This window comes from Cohaesibacter haloalkalitolerans (assembly GCF_003574655.1).
GTDB lineage: Bacteria > Pseudomonadota > Alphaproteobacteria > Rhizobiales > Cohaesibacteraceae > Cohaesibacter > Cohaesibacter haloalkalitolerans.
Genome location: NZ_QNUM01000002.1, coordinates 771854 through 793992 on the forward strand (window position 1 = coordinate 771854; position 22139 = coordinate 793992).

A 22139-nucleotide genomic window follows, 5' to 3' on the forward strand; every position below is an offset into this window, starting at 1 on the left:
TCTATTCAGCCCCCACAGTGTCCGCAGATGGCGTTGCGGCTTTGTCTGCAACACCGGATGTATCGGCGATACCGGCCATCATCAGGCCGAGCTCCTGTTCGCTGGCCCCTGCCGGGCGTTCCCCAACGATGGTGCCGTCGAACATCACCAGAATGCGGTCGGACAGGGAGCGGATCTCGTCGAGCTCGACAGAGACCAGCAAAATGGCCTTGCCCGCATCGCGCATCTCGATGAGGCGCTTGTGAATGAATTCGATGGCGCCGATGTCCACGCCACGGGTTGGCTGGCCGACGATCAGAATGTCTGGATTGCGCTCCATTTCGCGCGCCAGCACCAGCTTCTGCTGGTTACCGCCGGAGAAATTGGCAGCCTTCAGGTTCGGATCAGGCGGGCGCACATCGAAATCGACCATGAACTCCTCGGTCTCTTTCAGAATGGCCCCAAGATCAAGAAACGTGCCCTGACCATATTTCTTCTGGTCCTGATAGCCTAGGATCATGTTTTCTCTTGCCGGAAACTTGGTCACCAGCCCCGTGCGATGCCGGTCTTCGGGCACATGGGCCATGCCGCGATGGCGGCGCTCCAGCGCATCGGCCTTGCTCGTCACATCGACCGCCTCGCCGTTGATCCGGACCGTGCCATTGCTGGCGGTGATCATGCCCGCAACAGCCTCCATCAGTTCGCTCTGGCCATTGCCGGAAACACCGGCGATACCGACAATCTCACCGGCATGCACGGAGAAGGACACGTCCTTGACCCGCTTGACGCCGCGCTTGTCGATCACTGTGAGATGCTCGACCGACAGAATCTCGTCACCCGGCTTGCTCTCGGTCTTCTCGACATTGAGCAGCACATGACGTCCAACCATCATCTCGGCAAGCTGCTCGACCGATGTTTCGGCCGTATGGACGGACCCAACCATTTCGCCGCGGCGCATGACCGACACCCGGTCGGTGATGGCCATGATCTCGCGCAGCTTGTGGGTGATCAGCAGAATGGTTTTGCCCTGATCCCTGAGTTGCCCCAGAATGCGGAACAGGTGGTCGGCTTCGGCCGGGGTCAGAACGCCGGTTGGTTCGTCCAGAATGAGGATATCGGCGCCACGATAGAGCGCCTTGAGGATCTCGACCCGCTGCTGCAAGCCAACAGGAAGCTCCTCGACAATCGCTTCGGGATCGATCCGGAGGTCATATTCCTCCGCCAGCCGCTTCAGCTCCGAGCGCGCCTTGTCCATGCCCTTGCCGAGCAAGGCGCCACCCTCGACCCCGAGCACGACATTCTCCAGAACCGAGAAATTCTCTACCAGCATGAAATGCTGATGCACCATGCCGATCCCGATGGCGATGGCCTTCTGGCTATCGGGGATTTTCTGGCGTTTGCCATTGACGTAGATATCGCCACTGTCGGCCTGATAGAAGCCGTAGAGAATGGACATCAGAGTGGATTTGCCTGCGCCGTTTTCGCCGATGATCCCGTGGATCGATCCCTTGGCGACCGTCAGGTCAATGTTCCTGTTGGCGAAGACCGGGCCAAACCGCTTTTCGATTCCGACCAGTCGAATGGCGGGCACATCTGCGGATTGCCCAGTGCCGGAGCCATTCGCTCCTGAGCCATCGCCGCCTCGCGCTGTTGCTTGCTCGTCCAGATGCAAAATAAAGTCCCCATTTATCAGCCCCTCCCGCCTATTCCATCCGCCTCGCATCACGCTTCTGATGGCGCGATATCCGGGCGGGGAAACCGGGACCCGCTGCGCTTTGGGCGCAAACGGTATGGGTGGGCCTGTTCCAACGGACCGTCCACGACAGTCCGGCTGGCCGACATCATCCGGCCCTGCGACCGGACCGGATTTCCCGAATATAAAATGTACCCCATCCTGAGAAGGGGACGGGGTACATCTTGCAATATCTACAACTGCTCAGAACGGGCAGCTGTTGTCTGCACGGTAATCATGAACAACAATCTTGCCGTCGATGATATCCTTGGAAGCCTGATCGACAGCTGCGCGCATGTCGGCGGTGATCAGGTCCTTGTTGTTTTCGTCGTCAGCCCAGGCCACGCCGTTTTCAGCAAGGCCAAGAACATAGATGCCCGAAGACCAGTTGTCGGAAGACAGGTCCTTGAAAGCATTGTAAACGGCGGTATCAACACGCTTGACCATGGAGGTCAGCACGTTACCCGGATGCAGGCCGTTCTGGTTGGAGTCAACACCGATGCCCAGCTTGCCAGCATCAGCGGCTGCCTGTAGCACGCCAGCGCCCGAACCACCGGCTGCGTGATAGATCACGTCTGCGCCACGGTCGATCTGGGATTTGGTCAGCTCGCCACCCTTCACAGGATCGTTCCATGCAGCACCGGTGGTGCCGATCATGTTTTCATAGATCTCGATGTCCGGATTGGCAGCCTTGGCACCCTGCTTGTAGCCGCAGGCGAAGGCACGGATGAGCGGAATGTCCATGCCGCCGACAAAGCCGACCTTGGCGGTCTTGGAAGCCTTGGCAGCCAGCAGGCCAACCAGGAAGGAGCCTTCATGTTCCTTGAAGACGATGGAGCGCACGTTTGGCAAGTCTACTACCATGTCAACGATCGCAAATTTGGTTTCCGGGAATTCCGGAGCAACCTTCTTGAGGGCTTCAGCCTGAGAGAAACCGATTGCGACGATCGGATCATAGCCTCTTTCGGCGAAACGGCGCAGGGCCTGTTCACGCTGGGTGTCGTTCTGGATTTCGAAATCACGATAGTCGGTACCAGTGTCCTTCTTGTAGGCTTCAGCGCCATGGAAAGCAGACTGGTTGAAGGACTGGTCGTTTTTGCCGCCCAGGTCATAAACCACGGCAGGCTTGACTTCAGCAGCGAGTGCTGGTGCTGCAACCATAATGGTTGCGAGTGCAGCGGCACCGAAAAATTGACGCAACATGTCTAACCCCTTTTAATTGGTATGCTGTATCGATTGCTTAATCGATCGCTTCAACGATCTGTTGTTCTAACATGCTTTGCCAGGTTCTTATTGGGCGACATGCCCTGGTGACAATTCGATTACAGGTCTCAAACTGTCGGCAAGCGCAGACCCCGTGCAACACATTGGCGACAGTCTTGCATGGTCTGGCGCGCTTTGCAGCCAGAATTTTCGCTTTTCACCATCGGCATGATGGCTTTTGTTGCAAAAAACCGTTACCGCACGCAAAAACTGTTTCTGCCCTATCTGCCGGAAAGCCACTCCCGATACAAACATGTACGAATCCGAAAAAATCCTGATACGAAATTCTGCAAATCAAGTTATTTTTTTCATTTTTGTTCGCATATTGCGAACGGATCAAATTGCACTGATGTCAATTTGCGACAAGAGGAAGTGTTGATAACTTACCGGGCAGCGGCATCGGGGCGACGGGTCCTGCTTCGGCAGTGGCTCGATCCGGCCAGTCAGGAGCCCGTCAGGAGCCCGACAGATGCGTCATTTGCGCGGTTTGGCCCGGCGGGTGGCTTCGGTGTTGATCGGATCTTCGGGCCAGACATGCTTGGGATACTGGCCGCGCATGTCGGCGCGGACATCCTTCCATGAGCCGCGCCAGAAGCCGGGCAGATCCCGCGTGACCTGAATGGGGCGATGGGCCGGTGAGAGCAGATGCAACAGCAGCGGCAGCTTGCCCCCCATGATCGCGGGATGCTGATCGAGCCCGAACAGTTCCTGCACCCGCACCGCCAGAACCGGGCCGTTTTCGGCGGCATAGTCGATGGGAATGCGCGAGCCGGTGGGCACTTCAAAATGGGTGGGCAGATCGGCTTCCAGTGTTGCCAGCCGGTCATAGGGCACCATTGCCCGAAGCGCTGCGGACAGATCGGCGGCGGAAATATCCGACAGCGCCATCTTGCCCGCAAGGAAAGGGGCAAGCCAGTCTTCCAGACCATCGAGCAGGCCCTGATCGGAGAGATCAGGCCAGCCCTCCTCACGCTCGGCGGCATAGCAGACGCGACCGCGCCAGCGTTCGATCTCCTTGGTGAAGGGCAACAGACGCAGACCGCCCTTGCGAATAGCCGCAAGCAGAGCGCTGGCGATGGCTTCGGGTGAGGGTTGTTTCAGTCTCTTCTCGGCCAGCACAATACGCCCCAACAGGGTTTGCAGTCTGGCAGAGACGGTGCCACTGTCGCGGTCAAAGCTGATCGCTTCCTCCTCGGTGATGAGATCTGCGAAGTCGTCTTCGATGACCTTGCGGGCGATGGGGGCGGCAAGCGTGATACGGGCATTGGCCGCCGCACCCTGCAGATCGGCCACAACAAGGAACTGCTCTGCATTGAGCGGATCGTCGGGTTGCAGAACTCCGCCCCGGCCAGACGCCAGCAGATAGCGCCCCTCGGCCCCGCGGCGCATGGCAATCCGGTCCGGATAGGCCAGCGCCAGAATGCGGCCAGCCTCCTCGGGGTTGGGGCGCTCTTCGGAGCGGCTGCCGATCCAGCGACGGCTGAGGGCCTTGATTTCCTTGGCGCGGGGCAGCTTGCCTGCAATCAGGTCCTGCAACAGGCGACGCATGTCATTGTGGCGCAGTCGCCCGCCCTCACTCAACAGCGCGGCCATCATGGCGGCAAGGCTCTCGGCACCGAATGCCCGAGCCCGCACCAGCATATGCGCCAGACGCGGCGGCAGTGGCAGTTGCGCAAGCTCCCTGCCGTGCTCTGTCAAGGCTCCGGCCGGGTCCAGCGCACCAAAGGACTGCAACAGCCGGACCGCCTCGGCCCAACCCGCAGCGGGTGGCTCATCAAGCCATTTGAGCCGGGACGGCTCGCTTTCGCCCCATAGCGCGAGATCCAGCACGAGACGGGAAAGATCCGTCTCAAGAATTTCCGGCGGCTCGAAGGCGGGCAGCGCGGCGGTCTGGCCCTTGTCCCATAGGCGATAGCAGACGCCCGGTTCCGTGCGCCCGGCACGACCCTGACGCTGGTCGGCGCTGGCGCGGGAGACCCGCACTGTTTCCAGCCGCGAGATGCCAAGGTTCGGTTCGAAACGGGGGCGGCGGACAAGACCTGCATCGATGATGACGCGCACGCCATCGATGGTCAGCGAGGTTTCGGCGATTGAGGTGGCCAACACGATCTTGCGCTTGCCCTGAGGCGGCGAGGCGATCGCGCGGTCCTGATCCCGGCCCTCCATCGCGCCATAGAGCGGGGCAAGAATGATGTCCTTGTCGAGGCTGCTTTTCAGCCGCTGGGCGAGGCGTTCCTCAACCCGATGGATTTCGGCCTGACCGGGCAGGAAGACCAGCAGCGAACCCTGATCGTCCCGCAGGGCCTGCATGACCGCATCGGTGACAGCCTCTTCCAGCCGGTCTTGCGGTTTGCGCGGCAGATGACGGGTCTCGACCGGAAAGGCCCGGCCCATGCTCTCGATGACCGGGGCCCCATCGAGGATAGTGGCGACACGGCCACCATCGAGGGTCGCGGACATGACAATGAGGCGCAGGTCATCACGCAGGACTGCCTGTGCCTCGAGCACGAAGGCCAGTGACATGTCGGCGTCGAGACTGCGCTCGTGGAATTCATCGAACAGCACCGCCGCAATGCCTTCAAGGCTCGGGTCATCGACGATCATCCGGGCAAAGACGCCCTCAGTCACCACCTCGATGACGGTTTCCTTGGAAACGCGGCTTTCCATGCGCACTCGATAGCCGACGCGCTTGCCGACCGGCTCGCCGATGAGCTGAGCCATGCGGCGGGCGGCCGCCTTGGCTGCAAGGCGGCGGGGCTCCAGCATAATAATCCGGCCATTGCCCGCGGCGGTCATGGTTTTGAGCCAGCCCTGATCGAGCAGCGCCAGCGGCACGCAGGTGGTCTTGCCCGCGCCGGGTGGCGCGATCAGAACCGCGCGCGTCCCTTTGGCCATGGCGGCCAGCAGGCCCGGCAGCGCCTCGCGGATGGGCAGATCAGGCAAGGATATGGATGTCGTTTCGGTCATGCCCTGCCCTAGCGTTTCGGCGCTGCGAAGGCAAGAGCTTTCATCCCTGCCCACCCCTCTGTGCAAGGCGAATGATCGGGCCAGCCGCCGCAGTTGCATCCTCTTCATCGTGGGTGACAAGCAAAGTCGGCAGACCTTTGGACCGTGCCCGGTCAAAGACATGCTGACGCATCTGAGCCTTGAGGTCCGCGTCCAGCTTGGAGAAGGGCTCGTCCAGCAGCAGGGCACAGGGTTCGGACAACAGGACGCGGGCGAGCGCCACCCGTGCCTTCTGCCCACCGGACAGAGTTTCCGGGTCGCGGGCTTCATAGCCGCCAAGATTGATGCTTTCCAGCGCCTCGGCAACCCTTCGGGCCCGCTCTGCCCTGCCCTTGATGCGGCGGGACAGGCCGAAGGCGAGATTGCCACCGACCGAGAGATGGGGAAACAGCAACGGATCCTGAAACAGGATGCCGATATGGCGTTGTTCGGCTGGCAGACCTGTCACCTCCTGCCCACCGAGCAGGACACGGCCCGTAGCTGCAAAACCCGGTGCCAGAAAGCCGCCGACAAAGGCCAGCAGCGAGGATTTGCCCGAGCCTGACGGCCCCATGACGGTGACGATCTCTCCGGCCCGGATAGTCAGAGACAAGTCAATGAGGCAGGCATCGTGCAAGCGGATCTGCACCTTCTCAAGGGTCAGGTCGCGCGACGCGGCGTCATATGGAGTCATATCCTGCATCGGACCATTCTTCCTTTTCATCGGTCTTTCTTCAGATCGTTGTTGCATCGCTTCCTCGCCTCATCGGGTGGTCGTCGGGGCCATGCCACGCCGGTTTCTGAACAGCAGGGCCGGAAGCCCCATGGCGATGAGAAAGGCGCAGAAGGGCAGCAGCATCTGCATCAGGGCATAGATCCCAATCAGCCGCCGGTTACCCCCGGCACTGAGGGCCACTGCTTCAGTGGTGATGGTTTCCCAACGGCCGCCACCAATCAGCAGCGTTGGCAGATATTGCCCGATCGATACCGCAAAGCCAACTGCGGCGGCGGTGAGGATCGGCCTTGTCAGCAACGGCAGGCGCAGACACCAGAAGGTCGTCCACGCAGAATGGCCGAGCGAAGCCGCCATCCGGGCATAGCGTGGATCGAGCGCGCGCCATTGGTCGCCAAGCGACAGGAAGACATAGGGCAGCACAAAGACCAGATGCCCCAGCACCATCGCCCAGAGCGAATAGGCCCCGCCGGAAGACAGGATGATCAGTTGCAGGCCAAACAGGAACGCCACCTGCGGCACGATCAGAGGCAGATAGACAAGCAGTTGCGACCAGCGCCCGGCCCGCTCCCCAAGGCGGATTTCGGCTTCTAGAACGGACAGGGTTAGGACGAGGCCGATGGCAGTTGCCAGGCCGCCAATCAGAACCGCGTTGCGAAGCGGCTCGATCAGCATGCCCCCCTGCATCTGCCAGATCTTGAGAGAAAGCGCTGAAGGCAAGGCTTCGGGGAAGCGCCAGAGACCGGCAAACGACCACAGGACCAGCCCGGCAAGGCCCCAAAGCATGACCGCGACGACGACCATGTTGAGAAGCGCAGCCAGGCGCCGTAGCCAGTCATCACGCTGGAAGCGAACGCCGGACAGCACAAGACAGCCAGTCAACCACCCGGCCAGACGTTCGCCTCCCCACCAAAGAGCCAGTGCAGCCAGTGTGACGACAAGCTGGAGAATGGCCCCCGCGGACGCCAGAAAGCGCATGGCCAGATCCGGGTCGCTCATCCAGCGGGTCAACTGGACAGCGAGCGGCGGCGGGTTGGTCGGCCCGAGAATGAGCGCCACATCAACTGCCGACGAAGCATAGGCGATGACCGCGAACACCGGCAGACGGATCTGGCGATAAAGGCGCGGCCAAACTGCATGCAGCCAGCCCATGACGGGACCATAGCCAAGGCTGCGGGCAACTTCGGTCATGGTGCGCGGATTGATCTGGGGCAGAGCGGCGAGGCTGACCAGCAGCAGAAAGGGGATTTCCTTGATCGTCAGCCCGGCAATCATCGCAAGGCCATAGGGATCATGCGGGAACAGCCAGTCTGGCGGTCGAGACCAGCCCGTGAGCTGTGGCGAGACCATGCGCACCAGCCAGCCAGAAGGCGCAAACAGGAAGGCAAGCCCCAACGCCGCCGCCGCATGGGGAATGGACAGAAGCGGCGAAATCAGCCGCTCCATCCAGCGAAACAGGCGCGTACCCGACCAGCCTGCGAGCAGCCCGATAACCATCAGAAGGGCCAGCAGCGTCGTCACCAGCCCGCTGGCAAGGCTGAGCAACACAGAGCGGCCAAGTCCCGGCGTGTCCAGAAGCGCCCGTATCGGAGCAAGGGAAACCTGTTCACCACCCAGCACCGGCAGCCAGCCAAAGGCTGGCAGCAGCGCTCCCGTCAATCCGGCGATCACCGGACCGACCATCACCATGCCGGCAAGCATCGGAACAAGATGAAGGGGGCGCAGGCGCATGATAGGGCTTTCGTCTTCAGGAAGGTTCACGCAAGGCGGGATCGCGTATCTGGACCGATCCTCGCCTTGAGACCCAGCTTATTGCACGCCGTAGTGGTCGGTCCAGTCCTTCTCGAGCCGTTCCATCCATGAGGCGTGCGGTTCCGGCAGGGCGGGGCCGAAGTCTTCCGGCTTCAGCGTTGCCACACCAAGGTCCAGAGCCTCGAAACGGTCCTTGTCCTCATCGGAGAGGCTGGCGATGTCGAGCACAGTCGGGTCGCCCCAGATCGCCGGGTCCTGCTTGCGGGCCTGTGCCTCCGGAGACAGCAGGAAGTCGGCCAGAACCATGGCCCCTTCCGGGGCATTGGCATTGAAGGGAATGGCCACAAAGTGGCTGTTGCCGATGGTGCCGCCACTGAAGGTGAAGGAACGGACCGTATCCGGCAGTTCGTTGTTGGCTATCGCCGAGGAGGCATCACCGGGATTGAAGGTGAAGGCAATCTCTATTTCCCCATCGGCCAGCAGGTTCCTGAGACTGGAGACATTGTCCGGGAAGGCCTTGGCCTCATGCCAGAGATAGGGGTGCAGGGCATCGAGATAGGCAAAGAGCTTTTGCGAAACACCCTCGTAGCTCTCCTCGTTCACCGGACTGGCGAGCACGGCGGGATCATCGGCCAATTCGAGCGCCAGCTGCTTGAGGAAGGTGGAGCCGAGAAAATCCGGCGGCTTGGGATAGGCAAACCGGCCCGGATGGGCCTTTGCCCAATCGAGAAGTGCGGCTGCCGATTTGGGCACATCGTGGGTGATGGCGCTATCGTAGAAGAAGGACAACTGCGCCATGCCCCAGGGGCTTTCAAGACCATCGGTGGGCACGGTGAAGTCGGTGGTCAGCGTCGGTTTGCCCTTGATGTCGGCAAATCTGTAGTTGGGCAAATCCGGTGCCCAGCTCATGGGCAGTAGCAACCCCTGTCGTTTGAGGGCGGCAAAATTCTCGCCATTGATCCAGACCAGATCAACGGCGCCGCCCGCCTCCTTGCCTGCCGCCTTTTCGGCTATGATCTGGGAGACGACGTTGGCGGTATCACTGACCTTCACATGCTTGACGGTCACGTCGTAGCGCTTCCCGACGGAATCGGCTGCCCAGCCGATATAGGCGTTGATGCGATCAGCCCCGCCCCACGCGTGGAAATAGACGGTCTGACCCTTTGCCTTTTCGAGCACCGCCGACCAATCCTTGCCATCACTCATTCCGGCTCTTGCCATGTGCGGCGCCAAGGTGAACGAGACGGCAACCATGGCCAGGCCGGTGAGCGCTGCCTTGAGCGTGCTGTCGGACAGGCGTGCCAGACTCCTTGACTGCACCTTTGGTAATTGGGACTGAGTGCATTGTGCTTGAGGCAACTGTGTGTGCGGGAACTGTGTGTGCGGGAACTGAGCGTGCGGGAACTGAGCGTGCGGGGTGATCATGGCCGGGTCTCCTCTCCTCGTCCGCGCGGATTGATGTCTCATTGTCCTGAGGGCCTGCCTCAAGAGGGTTGAGCTTCCCAAACGCGGAGGGACATGATGTAACGCCGCATTTGTTCCAGTTTCCACGCCACACGGTCAATTCACAACTGGTTGAGCCGCGTTTGATTGTCCCCGCATTTTGCAGACCAAAGGACAAAAAGCTCCCGCGGCGATCATGGTTCCGTCCAAGGAACGCGAGGGCCTTGTAGGCAAATCACATACAGCGCCATCCAGCCTCAGCCAAAAAACCGAAGGCCGGAGTGAGCGTCAAGGTGGGGTCAGTCTTCGCCAGCGCCTGCGTCTTCAGCCTGCAATTGGGCGTATTTGGTCTTGCCAAGGGTTGCCAACAGATTGAGCTGGGTCTCGAGGAAGTCGATATGGCCCTCCTCGTCGGCCATCAACTCTTCAAAAAGCTTCATGCTGATATAGTCGCCAGCCTCGTTGCAGGCATCGCGCCCTTCCTTGTAGAGCGCGCGAGCCGAAATTTCGCCCTTGAGGTCGCTTTCAAGGATTTCCTCGATGGTCTGGCCGATCATCAGCGGATCAAGCGTTTGCAGATTGGGATGGCCTTCCAGAAAGAGAATGCGCGTGATGAACTTGTCGGCGTGGTGCATTTCCTCGATGGATTCCTCGCGCCATTTGGCTGCCATCTTGGAGAAACCCCAGTCATCCAGCAGCCGGTAATGCAGCCAGTATTGATTGACCGCCGTCAGCTCGCTGCGCAAACCCTTGTTGAGATATTCAATGACAGTTTCATTACCCTTCATGATGGTCTCCCTGAATGTGTAATTGCCATGCTTGAATTCTGGATCAACTTTTCGCTGATCCAGTAGAACACAGCACACCCATCGGGTCAAAAGCAGACGGACCGGGACGATGTAGACATAAAGGCTAGAAGGGCAGCGCTTTTCACGAGAAGCCGGGACAATCGTTCGGCGCCCCGTGAAAATGCGGGTGTTTGGCCTTGGCGATTTCATGGGTTCTTGCGATAGCAACATCATGGCCGTCACGCAACAGCAATGCTTCGATCATCGGGCGGCAGCATCCGCATTTGGCCTTGCATCCCCGCCCCTGATAGATCTGATTGGAGTGGATCGGAGCGTCCGGGTTCTCCTGTGCGATCCTGTCGCCAATTTCGAGGATTTCCTTGTCCGTAATTTTGTTGCAGTGGCAGATGATCATCAAAAAGCCGTTAGTTGCTGGCAGACTGGCTGCATTGGAAGCGCACCTTCTCATATAGGCGCGCCAGAGGCCATTGGCAAATAGCCCCGCAATCCATATCTTTCAAGAACAGACTTTCATGGGGAGAGATAGCATCATGGAGCCTTTGGAAAAAAGAACGCTTCTGCTGACCGGTGCCAGCCGCGGCATTGGCCACGCCACCGTCAAACGCTTTTCGGACGCCGGATGGCGGGTATTCAGTTGCTCTCGTCAGGCTTTCTCCGACAAATGCCCATGGCCGATGGGCGAGGAGAACCACATTCAGGTGGACCTTGCCGATCCGGAAACCATCGAAGACGCCATTGCGCTGATCAAGAAGCGGCTAAAGGCCCATGGCGGCAAGCTGCATGCATTGGTCAACAATGCGGCCATCAGCCCCAAGGACGCGGCAGGCCAGCGGCTGGACAGTCTGGCGACCCCGCTCGAGCTATGGCACAAGGTATTTGCGGTCAATTTCTTCGCCCCCATCATGCTTGCTCGTGGCCTCATTGATGAGCTGAAGGCAACGGAGGGTTCCATCGTCAACGTGACCTCGATCGCTGGCATGCGTGTGCATCCCTATGCCGGGGCGGCCTATGCCACCTCGAAAGCGGCACTGGCCTCGCTCACCCGCGAAATGGCCGCCGACTTCGGCCCGCATGGCATCCGGGTCAACGCCATCGCACCGGGGGAGATCGATACCTCCATCCTGTCTCCGGGCACGGAAAAGATCGTCAGGACCATTCCCATGCGCCGTCTGGGCAAGCCTTCCGAGGTGGCAGACACCATCTACTACCTGTGCACGGAAGCCAGTTCCTATGTTTCCGGCGCAGAGATTCACATCAACGGCGGTCAGCACGTCTGACCCCGCTGGCGGCTTTGCCTCCTGAAACCGGTGAAGAGCACGCCGTTCTGACCGCCTTGCGATAAACTCTTCGTGAGGCATCACGCTGTCCGTTTCAGCTCAAGGTTGCCAAACATTCGGAATTTTCAATATTTAACAACCCCTTGAAACGTCCCGCCGGAAACCGGACCGTGTTACCGTTTGCGCCTTGTTCATTCTAGAACCAATTGCGACTTTCTGTCGCACCCATTCCGGGTTACTCTCTTCTTCCAAGCATGAACGGATGGCGGGACGAGACTGGCTCGAAGTCAAGCATGTCAGACCTGCCAGCATCAAGCGGGAGGACAGACTTGACCGACATTGCCCAGACCTATTCCCCCCAGAACGGAGCCTCGCTGTCGTCGCCCGATGCTGCCAATGGCAAAGCCGCAGCAAAGCCTGTGGTGCAGGCGCTCTCCATGGATGATCTGTCTGAAGCACTGAGTGCGGGCCTGCACGATTTTCGTCAAAGCGCGCCCTATGGCCTGTTCTTTGGCGGCTTCTATGCGGTTGGCGGCTGGTTTCTGGTCTGGCTGCTGTTCGCCTACAACATGCCCTATCTGGTCTATCCGCTGGCCTCCGGCTTTGCGCTGATTGCCCCGTTTGTGGCTGCCGGTCTTTATGAGATCAGTCGACGGCGCGAGAGTGGCGAGGCTCTTTCAGTGCAGTCGGTTCTTGGGGCGATCTTTGGCGAGCGGTCGAAAGAGTTGCGCTGGATGGCGCTCATCACCGGCTTTGCCTTCATTATCTGGATCGATATCGCGATCTTTCTGTATGTGATCTTTTTCGGGCTGCATCCGGTCAATCCGACAGCGCTGGTCAACACCATCCTGCTGACGCCACAAGGGGCGATGTTCCTGCTGGCGGGCAATCTGATCGGTGCCTTCATGAGCCTTGCGGTCTTCTCCATAACGGCGGTTTCCTTCCCGATGCTGCTGCACAAGGATGTCGACTTCATCACCGCGATGATCACCTCGATCAAATGCGTCGTGCAAAACCGCAAGCCAATGCTCAGTTGGGCGATTTTCATCGGATTCATGATGTTGATCAGTCTGGCCTCTTTCCTGCTCGGGCTGGTGGTAATCCTGCCGCTGCTCGGCCATGCCACCTGGCACCTTTATCGCCGGGCCATCCGCTTTGAAGAAGGAGAAACTGCCGCGACCCCATAGGTCCACGCACCCGGCTTACTAAACTGGCTAGCCCTGTCCCTTGCACTGCCCTCCATGTCCCCAAAATGCAGCGCAAGATTCCGCTACCCGAACGGAAGCAGAGCACATGAGCCAGCGGCGCGACGGTCAGCCCCATCTGACCGGCGCGCTTTTTTGTTCAGGGGCCGGCTGCGACCTGCCCCCTTCTTTCCATCAGATGCCAATCACTCTGCAGGTGTCTGTTGCCGCAGATGGCGATTGCCGTGCAGAAGATAGGTCAAGGCACGACGGATATCGCCGCCAACACCGAACAGGCTTGGCACCAGAAACAGCACAAACAGCGTCGCCACCGACAGACCGAAGACAATGGTGATGGCCATCGGTTTCAGGAACTGGGCCTGAGGCGAGGCTTCAAACAGCATCGGTAACAACCCGCCAACCGTTGTCAGCGAGGTCAGCAGAACCGCCCGCAAGCGGTCGCAGCTGGCGCCAATCGCCGCGTCCTTCAGAGGCTGGCCATGGGCGATGCGCTCATCGAGACGGCTGACCAGAATGATCGAGTCATTGACCAGAATCCCCGCCAACCCCAACAGGCCAATGAGCGACAGGATGGTGAGCTGGAAACCGAGCAGATAGTGCCCGACAACGGCTCCGATCAGCCCGAAGGGAATGATCATCATGATCGCGAAGGGGCGGGTGTAGGACGCGAAGATCCAAGCCAGAATGATATAGATGGCAGCCAGTGCGATGATCAGCCCGACGCGCAGATCGGCAAAGGCATCCATCCGCTCTTCGTTGCGTCCTGCAAAGCGATAGCCGATGCCATACTGATTTGCGATTTCCGGCATCAGGGTCTCACCGAGATTGGCCACCAGCTCGCTGGCCGTTACCACTGCGGCATCGACATCAGCCGTCACGGCAACGGTGGTCTTGCCATCTAGCCGCTGGATGGAGGAAAAACCCTGCCGGTCGCTGATGTCCACCACTTCGGACAGCGGCACAAAGGTGCCTTGCGGGCTTTTCAGCCACAGGCTCCTGAGGCTGTCCATGTCGGGCCGGGCCAATCGCTGAAGACGGACCTTGACCTCTTCATCCAGTATGGCCAGCTTGCGAGCGGTGCGCCCTTCCACCAGATCGCGGATCTGTTCGCCAACGGACTGGGCCGTGAAGCCAAGGCTGCGTCCCCTCGGGGTCAGAGACAGGGTCAGCTCGGGTTTGCCATAGGGCATGTTGTCATCGAGCTCGCTGACGCCGGGATAGGCCGAGAGCCGCGCCTGCAAGTCGATGGAGGCCCGTTTGAGGACGTCCGGTGTTGCACCGGTGAGGCGGATATCGAGGTCCGCCCCGGGAGGGCCGCCGCGCTGGCCGCGAATGGAGGCGCTGCTGAGGCCAGCCATCTCGGGCATGTTCCTGTTGAGGGCGCGGATGAAGTCGGGCGTTCGTATCGAACGCTGTTCCGATGGCGTCAGGCGCAGGCGCAGGGACGCGACATTGTCCGCAGTCGTCCGGCCCGACTGGCCAAGAGTGATGAAAGAGGCAGTCACCAGCTTTTCGCCCTTGCCGATCTGCGCCTCGGTCTCATAGACGATGTCATCCACTTTGTTGGCGATGGCCTCTGCGTCCGCGTCCAGAATGCCGACATTGAAGGTCATGGCGATGGTGATCGTTTCAGCTTCTGCCGAGGGAAAGAAGACAAAACCGACACGCCCACCAGCAACAAGGCCGCCCGCCATTGCCATGGCGGCAATGCAGAGCGCCAGCGTCGTGTAGCGCCAGTTGTAGGACAGGGTCACAAGGGCGTGGAAAGGTCCGTCCCGGAAGGCGGCGAAGCCCCTGTCGAAGCCCTTGCGGAAGGCGCTTTCACTGTGGCGTCCGTGGTGGGCGCGCGGATCAATGCGCCGCAACTGGCGTACATGCAGGGCCTCGATGACCAGAGAAATGACGGACGCAACCGCAATCATCGCCAGAAGCGCCATGATGCTGCCATCGGCAAACAGGCCATGCAGCGCATGCCAGACCCACTCGGTGGAGCCGCCAAACTTGGCGACCAGCTGCGGCGACAGGCCATAGAACAGCACCAGCGGCAACAGGATGATGAGTCCGACCATGATGACCCGGCGCACGCTCCAGCCCCGATCATGGCTCGGCGTCATGGAATGGGAGAGATGGCCGGGCAGGATGAAGAAGCATTCCACAAAGCTTGCCGTCAGCACGGCGATAACGACAATCGGCAACACGCCCATCATCTGGCCGATGACGCCACCAATCAGCAGGATGGGCGCAAAGGCGGCGATGGTCGTCAGTGACGCAGCGGTAACCGGCAACAGCATGCGCCGTCCGCCCCCCTCTGCGGCCACAGGCCCCGGATCGCCAGCCTGATAGCGGGTTGTGGTCTCCTCCCCCACCACAATGGCATCATCGACGATGACACCAAGCATCATGATGAAGGAGAATAGCGACATCATGTTGATGCTTTGGCCGAGCGCCAGCAGGGCAACACAGGAGGCCAGCATCGAAATGGGAATGCCGGCCGTCACCCACAGTGCGGTGCGCAGATTGAGAAACAGCGCCAGAATGATCATCACCAGAAGGATGCCCGACACCGCGTTCTTGACCAGCAGCAGGATGCGATCGACCAGCGCTTCGGCAAGCGCATCATACTGGGTGATTTTCAGGGTTGGCGGGAAGACGCCCTCGATGGAGGCGAGATAGTCGTTGACGATGGCTGAGGCATCCAGCGAGTCGGCATTTGGTGCCCGACGGACAATCAGCTGGATGGCAGACTCGCCGCGCATGATGCCGCGCACCTGATCAGGGTCAAGCCGCCGCTCTACACGGGCGATATCGCCCAGCGCCACGCTCGATCCGTCGATGCCGGACTTGATCTTGATTGCTGACAGGCTCTCGGGCGTTTCCTCGGCAGCCAGCGTCCGAACCTGTTTCTCGAAGCCGTCCTTGACATTGCCCGAGGGCAGATCACGAGTGTTGTTGGAAATCTGCCCGGCGATGTCCTGCACGGTCAGCCCCAGACGCCTGAGGTCATAGTCCGACAGGCCGACATGATATTCCTCGTCACGCAAACCGGTGAAGTCAACGGTGTCGATGCCCCGGTCGATGAGATCGTCGCGGATTTCCTTGGCAAAGCCCCGCAAGGACGCCTCATCGAAAGGACCGGACAGGATCAACCGCGCCACATCGTCACGAAACTGGCGATAGGAGACAACCGGATCGTCGGCAAGATCGGGCAGGGTCGTGATCATGTCGATAGCCGATTCCACATCCCTCAGGGCCTGAGACATGTCGACACCCTGCTGGAACTCCAGAATGATGAAGGCGCCGCCCTCCCGCGCATAGGAGGAAACCTGATCAATCCCGTCGATAAAGCGCACCTTGGGCTCGATGATCTCCAGAATATTCGCTTCGACATCCTCGGCGCTGGCACCGGTCCAGCTGACGGAAATCTCGATGGTGTCGGAGTCTATGGTCGGGAAGAACTGGCTGTTCATCCGCGACAGAGCGAACACCCCTGCGACCAGCAGGATGATCATCAGCAGATTGGCGGCATTGGGATGATGGACGAAGAAGGCGACGGCCCCGCCATCTGATTTTCTGTCAGACCGGCTCATTGCGGTGCCCCCCGCTTACCGTCCTGCTTACCGTCCTTCTGGGGCCCCTCCCGGCCTGTGTCAGCATCCGTTGCACTCTCGGCTCCGGGCACCACCAGCTTGAGGCCGGGGCCTGCTTCTGCAAGGCGGGTCGTGACAATCTCTTCGCCTGCGGCGAACCCTTCGCCATCGATCAGTGCATTGTCACCCAGATAGGCGAGCACCTTGACCTTGTGCGGGGCCATGCGGCCATCCTTGCTAGTGTAGACAAGGTCGCCGCCATAGATCGCCGCCTGCGGGATGGAAATGGCATGATCATAGACCTTGTCCGGCACATTGAGCGCCACGAAGGCCCCTGTTCTGAGGTTCGAATCCGCGTCCAGTCGCGCATAGACCTCGACACCACCATTGGCCGCATTGATTTCCGGGGTGACCCGATCGATCACCGCCCTGAACTGGCGGCCCTGCTCGCCAAGCTGCCAGTGAACGGTAATGGCGCGTCCGATCAGTTCGCTGCCGCCCAGCGTCAGACGGCCATACTGGCTGTCAGAGAGGGTAAAGCGCACATCCATGGCATCGGGATCATAAAGCGAGACGAGGGTGTCACTGCCAGACACGGAACGGCCGAGTTCGACCGACTTGGCCTTCACAACGCCCTTGAAGGGCGCAGTCAGGGTGGTGTCGGACAGATTGCGACGGGCCTGTTCCAGCTTCCAGTCGAGACGAGCGACATTGGCCTTCTGCTGCTCGATCTGTGAGGACAGGATCTCAAGATTATATTGTCGGCCCTCAACGGTCTGTTGCCGCTGGGAGAGGGTCAGCTTGCGGTTTTCCAGCGCCTGCTGCGTGAGGCTGCCACTGTTGGCAAGGGTCTCTGCCCGGTTGAAATCATTCTGCGCGAGGATCAACTGCTCCTGAAGCCGCTCAACGGCCTTCTGATCACTAACAAGGGAGACTTCGCTCGCCGTCAGCTTGGCCCGGGCTTCGGCCAGATTGGCTTCCGCCTCGCGCACCGCGCCTTCATAGTCAAAAGGATCGATACGGACGAGGGCATCGCCGCCACCAACCTCCTGCCCTTCTGCAACAGCCGGGTTCACCCAGATCACTTCCCCGCTGACCAGAGCGCGCAAATCCACCTGACGCGAGGCCTCGACGGTTCCATAAAGGGTAAGTGAGGGCTGGATCGATGTGGGCTCCGCCTTGCGAATTTCCACCGCATAGGTCTTTTCGCGCGGGGGCCGCCGGTCGACCTCCGGCTTGGTGACGACCATCTTCCAGGCGGCAAAGCCACCTGCTGCGATGACCACCACCGGCAGGGCCAGCCGCAGGACACCGCGCAGAAGGCCGGAAACAGACCGAGCCCCCCTTGCCTTGTCGACCTCCCTCAGCGGAGCATCCTGTGTGCTGTGAACTGACAGGCTCGGCGTTTCTTCGTTGAAGGACGGTTTTATGTCGTTGCTGTGGTCGTTCATGATCTCGGGTCAAGGGTTGCTGCCGGAGCAGATGCGGTAGCCTGCGCCGCTCTCGGCAAGGAAACATGGCGCCGGGTTTTCCGCCTGCGCAATCTGGCAGACGGCCACCAGAGGCCCCGCAGAAAATCTCAAGCAAACATGGCCGGAGCAACAGGAGGACGCAGCTGTCGGCCCGGCAGATCAATCAAGAAAAGAATTCCCCTCTCAAAGCATGGCGTGCGCCTGCCCTCTCACCCCCATCTGCCTTGTACCACACCTGGGACTGATGGCCCCGTGGAAACATGGATAGGACATACCGCATTTATCTCAATGATACATCGTCAGTGCAATGGAAGATTTGCATAATAATGTATCAGACAGAAATACTCAGAAATAAAAAACCGCCCGAAATCAGGCGGCTTTTTCGTTTGTTAATCAGCGATTGTTTCCAGAGCACCGAAACCATGTCCCTTGTCTCCAAAGAGACAAGAACATCAATCGGCTTCCGGTTTGGCAACCTCGGCGGGATCGAATTCATAGTGCGTGCTGCAGAATTCGCACGTCACCTCGATCTTGCCGTCGACAACCATCTCCTTGACCTCATCAGGATCGAAGGTCTTGAACATGTCTCCAATCCGCTCACGGCTGCATGTGCAGCGGTCAACAATCGGCATGGCCTCGAAGACCCGCGGGCCATTTTCATGAAACAGCCGGTAGAGCAGGGTTTCGGCAGGCACCGCGGGATCCGTCAGTTCATGATCGTCAATGGTATTGACCAGCGCTTCGCATTCCCGCCAGACATCAACCTCATCGGCATGATAGGTCTTCTGCATTTCCGGATCTGGGTGATCACCCGGATGCAGGTCGCGGTGCGGGATGTCTGCGGAGGACTGCGGCAGATATTGCACCAACAGCCCGCCGGCGATCCACTCGCTCTTGGGAGCGCCGTCTTCCTGCTTGGATACCATCTCGGTGACCGCAAGGCGCACCCGTGTCGGCAGCTGTTCCGATTGCATGAAATAGCTGTGCGCCGCTTCCTCAAGGCTCTTGCCGTCGAGCACGACAACCCCCTGATAGCGGTTCATGTATTGCCCCTGATCGATGGTCATGACCAGATGCCCCTCGCCCAGCAGGTCTTCCGGGCGGGTCTTGCCAGCGGCAATCAGCTCCTGCAACGCCTCTTCATCAAAGCGCACATAGGCCCGCACGGCATCCGGCGCGTTGAAATCAACCACCATCATGTTAACAGCACCTTTGGACTGCACCTGCAGGATGAACTTGCCCTCGAACTTGAGGGAAGAGCCCAGCAGGGCGGTCAGGGCAATGGCTTCGGCCAACAGGCGGTTGACCGCATCGGGATAGTTGTGACGCTGGATGATCCGGGTGACGGTCTCGTTCAGATGCACCATGCGTCCGCGCACGTCCAACCCGTCCACCTGAAAGGGCAGAACGCGATCCAGCGGCGAAACACTCTTGCTTTGTTCAGTCATCAGCTTCACTTTCTCTGGCCCCTTCCTCTGGCCTCTTCATTCCCTTCGATCAGGGTGGGACAATTCTGTCGAGGCTTGCCCTTTTCGGGTTCGAAGAAGGTCCGGCACACAGTTGGAGGCGATACTCCGGTTGCGCATTCGGTTCATGTTCAATAGCGGCACATACTCAAAGGCAAAGGGCGGATACGCCTTGTATCCACCCTTTGTCCCCTGTTTCAGTTGCGTGCGTCAAGGCCCAGAGCGCCACAAGCCGCACCCTTGTGCGTCCTGCCGCAAGGCCTTGCTTGCCGCCAATTCCTAGTCACCAATGGCCTTGTGAAAACACCAGGCCATGACACCCTTCTGTGCGTGCAGGCGGTTTTCCGCTTCGTCGAAGACAACGGATTGCGGGCCGTCGATCACTTCATCCGTCACCTCCTCGCCACGATGGGCAGGCAGGCAATGCATGAACAGGGCGTCATCCTTGGCAAGCCCCATCAATCTGGTGTTGACCTGATAGGGTTTCAAGAGATTGTGACGATGTTCCGCATCCTCATCGCCCATCGACACCCAGGTGTCGGTGATGATGAGGTCGGACTGGCTGGCGGCTTCGTCAGCGGTGTCGCACATTTCGATGCGCACGCCACGGCCACGCAGCCGATCGATTACGGCATGGTCGGTCATAAGTTCATCGGGCACGGCAACACGCATGGTGAAGTCGAAATGCTCGGCAGCATGCAGCCAGGAAGCCAGCACGTTGTTGTAATCCCCGACCCAGGTCACGGTCTTGCCCTGCAGCGAGCCGCGATGTTCCTCATAGGTCATGATGTCTGCCATGATCTGGCAGGGATGGGAATAATAGGTCAAGCCATTGATCACCGGGACTGTGGCATATTCTGCCAGCTCGGCGACAGCCTGATGGTCGAGCATGCGGATCATGATGCCATCGACAAAGCGCGACAGAACCCGCGCCGTGTCGGGAATGCTCTCGCCGCGCCCCAACTGCATTTCTGCACCGGTCAGCATCAATGGCGTTCCGCCCAGCTCGCGCACACCGACATCGAAGGAAACGCGGGTCCGCGTCGACGGCTTGTCGAACACAAGGGCAATGACCTTGTCTTCGAGCATGTCGGTCCGGCGCTTGACCTTGCGGGCTTCCTTGATCTTGTGTGCGGTCGCCAGAATGGTCTTCAGGTCTTCGGTCTTCTGGGTCTCCAAATCGACGAAATGGCGCATGGCATCATTCGACATGGCTGCAATCCCCCCTGTCTATTCACTGTCTGCCTTTGCAGCGCGCAAGGTATCGAGCGCCCGCTCCAAAGCCTGGAGTGCAAAATCAATTTCTTCCTGACCGATGGTCAGGGGTGGCGCCAACCGCAAAACATTGTCTCCGGCCCCAACGGTCAAAAGACCCTCGTTGCGGAGTTCGGCAACCAGCTCTGCCGGTGGCATTTTCAACTTGAGCCCGACCAGAAGGCCACGACCCCTTATGTCTTCAATCAGATCCGGATAGGCATCCTTCAGCCCGGCCAGCCGCTGCTTGAGGATCAACCCGGTTTTGGCAACATTCTCTAGGAAACCCTCCTCCAGCACCACATCCAGTACCGCATTGCCAACCGCCATGGCAAGCGGATTGCCACCATAGGTTGATCCATGCGTCCCCGGCACCATCCCCTTGGCAGCCTCTGCGGTTGCAAGGCAGGCCCCCATCGGGAAGCCACCACCGATACCCTTGGCGATTGCCATGATGTCCGGCGTGATGCCGGCTTCTTCATGGGCAAAGAGATGGCCGGTTCTGCCGACGCCAGTCTGGACTTCGTCAAGAATTAACAGGATGTTGGTTTCGTCGCACAAATTTCTAAGCGCTTTGAGGAATGACGGCGAGATTTCCCTGATGCCGCCCTCGCCCTGAATGGGTTCGATCAGAATGCCTGCGGTGGTCTCGTTGATCGATTGTTTCACCAAGTCGATGTCCAGAGCCGACAGACTCTCGAAACCGGGCGCTTTCGGACCAAAGCCCTCAAGATACTTGGGCTGGCCACCTGCTGCGATGGTCGCAAGGGTCCGGCCATGGAAGGCACCCTCGAAGGTCAAGATCGTGAACCGCTCCGGCTCGCCCCTGTCATAATGATAGCGGCGGGCGGTCTTGATGGCACATTCGACGGCTTCGGCGCCGGAGTTGGTGAAGAAGACCTTGTCGGCGAAGGTCACCGCGCAGAGGCGTTCAGCCAGCTTGTGCTGTCCCGGGATGTCATAGAGGTTGGACACATGCCACAGCTTATCTGCCTGATTTTTCAGGGCTTCCACCAAGTGGGGGTGGGCATGTCCAAGGCTGTTGACAGCAATCCCCGCGGCGAAATCCAGATAGCGTCGGTTATCCCGCGTCGTAAGCCAGGCGCCTTCTCCCTTTTCGAATTCCAGGTTGGCTCTTGCATAAGTGGCATACAGCGAAGATTGCGTCATCTTATTCATCCT

At 59.7% G+C, this 22139-nt stretch carries 15 protein-coding genes; 2 read left to right on the forward strand and 13 right to left on the reverse strand.

Annotated elements, in window-relative coordinates; genetic code table 11:
* Position 1: 1 nt before the first annotated feature.
* The 8 genes from DSL70_RS07440 to DSL70_RS07475 form a co-directional block, all read right to left on the reverse strand.
* Positions 2-1570, reverse strand: a complete 1569-nt coding sequence (locus DSL70_RS07440; RefSeq protein WP_245418129.1) for an ABC transporter ATP-binding protein — start codon at positions 1568-1570, stop codon at positions 2-4.
* Between the two features lie 345 nt (positions 1571-1915).
* Entirely contained in the window at positions 1916-2914 is a 999-nt protein-coding gene (locus DSL70_RS07445) for a BMP family lipoprotein (RefSeq protein WP_205563185.1), read from the reverse strand.
* 534 nt (positions 2915-3448) lie between these two features.
* Entirely contained in the window at positions 3449-5941 is a 2493-nt protein-coding gene (gene hrpB, locus DSL70_RS07450; protein ID WP_205563186.1) for an ATP-dependent helicase HrpB, read from the reverse strand.
* Between the two features lie 40 nt (positions 5942-5981).
* Entirely contained in the window at positions 5982-6653 is a 672-nt protein-coding gene (locus tag DSL70_RS07455; protein WP_425359342.1) for an ATP-binding cassette domain-containing protein, read from the reverse strand.
* 69 nt (positions 6654-6722) lie between these two features.
* Positions 6723-8423 carry an ABC transporter permease gene (locus DSL70_RS07460; protein ID WP_119307228.1) on the reverse strand — a complete coding sequence of 567 codons (1701 nt, stop codon included), beginning with the start codon at positions 8421-8423 and terminating at the stop codon, positions 6723-6725.
* A 78-nt stretch (positions 8424-8501) separates the two neighbouring features.
* Positions 8502-9749, reverse strand: coding sequence for an ABC transporter substrate-binding protein (locus DSL70_RS07465; protein ID WP_425359343.1), 1248 nt, complete (start codon positions 9747-9749; stop codon positions 8502-8504).
* Positions 9750-10186: 437 nt separating this feature from the next.
* A complete protein-coding gene (gene bfr, locus DSL70_RS07470; protein ID WP_119307229.1) occupies positions 10187-10675 on the reverse strand; it encodes a bacterioferritin in 489 nt (162 codons plus the stop codon).
* 142 nt (positions 10676-10817) lie between these two features.
* On the reverse strand, positions 10818-11144 hold the full coding sequence (locus tag DSL70_RS07475) for a (2Fe-2S)-binding protein (RefSeq protein WP_162916434.1): 327 nt from the start codon (positions 11142-11144) through the stop codon (positions 10818-10820).
* A gap of 82 nt (positions 11145-11226) precedes the next feature.
* Here DSL70_RS07475 and DSL70_RS07480 point away from each other — a divergent pair, with 82 nt between their 5' ends.
* Positions 11227-11973 (forward strand): SDR family NAD(P)-dependent oxidoreductase, encoded by a 747-nt coding sequence (locus DSL70_RS07480; protein ID WP_119307231.1) that lies wholly within the window; start codon positions 11227-11229, stop codon positions 11971-11973.
* A 329-nt stretch (positions 11974-12302) separates the two neighbouring features.
* The gene (locus DSL70_RS07485) at positions 12303-13160 is read left to right on the forward strand and encodes a DUF2189 domain-containing protein (protein ID WP_245418117.1); all 858 of its coding nucleotides are present in this window, start codon (positions 12303-12305) and stop codon (positions 13158-13160) included.
* 203 nt (positions 13161-13363) lie between these two features.
* Here the strand turns inward: DSL70_RS07485 and DSL70_RS07490 are convergent, their stop codons facing one another.
* From DSL70_RS07490 to DSL70_RS07510, 5 genes are all read right to left on the reverse strand, one after another.
* Positions 13364-16765, reverse strand: coding sequence for an efflux RND transporter permease subunit (locus DSL70_RS07490; protein ID WP_119307232.1), 3402 nt, complete (start codon positions 16763-16765; stop codon positions 13364-13366).
* Entirely contained in the window at positions 16762-18216 is a 1455-nt protein-coding gene (locus DSL70_RS07495) for an efflux RND transporter periplasmic adaptor subunit (protein WP_119307233.1), read from the reverse strand. The genes DSL70_RS07490 and DSL70_RS07495 overlap by 4 nt, the downstream gene beginning before the upstream one ends.
* 473 nt (positions 18217-18689) lie before the next feature.
* The gene (locus tag DSL70_RS07500; protein ID WP_119307338.1) at positions 18690-19685 is read right to left on the reverse strand and encodes an Hsp33 family molecular chaperone; all 996 of its coding nucleotides are present in this window, start codon (positions 19683-19685) and stop codon (positions 18690-18692) included.
* A 297-nt stretch (positions 19686-19982) separates the two neighbouring features.
* Positions 19983-20915, reverse strand: a complete 933-nt coding sequence (argF, locus tag DSL70_RS07505) for an ornithine carbamoyltransferase (RefSeq protein WP_119307234.1) — start codon at positions 20913-20915, stop codon at positions 19983-19985.
* Between the two features lie 18 nt (positions 20916-20933).
* Entirely contained in the window at positions 20934-22127 is a 1194-nt protein-coding gene (locus tag DSL70_RS07510; RefSeq protein WP_119307339.1) for an aspartate aminotransferase family protein, read from the reverse strand.
* Positions 22128-22139 lie beyond the last annotated feature (12 nt).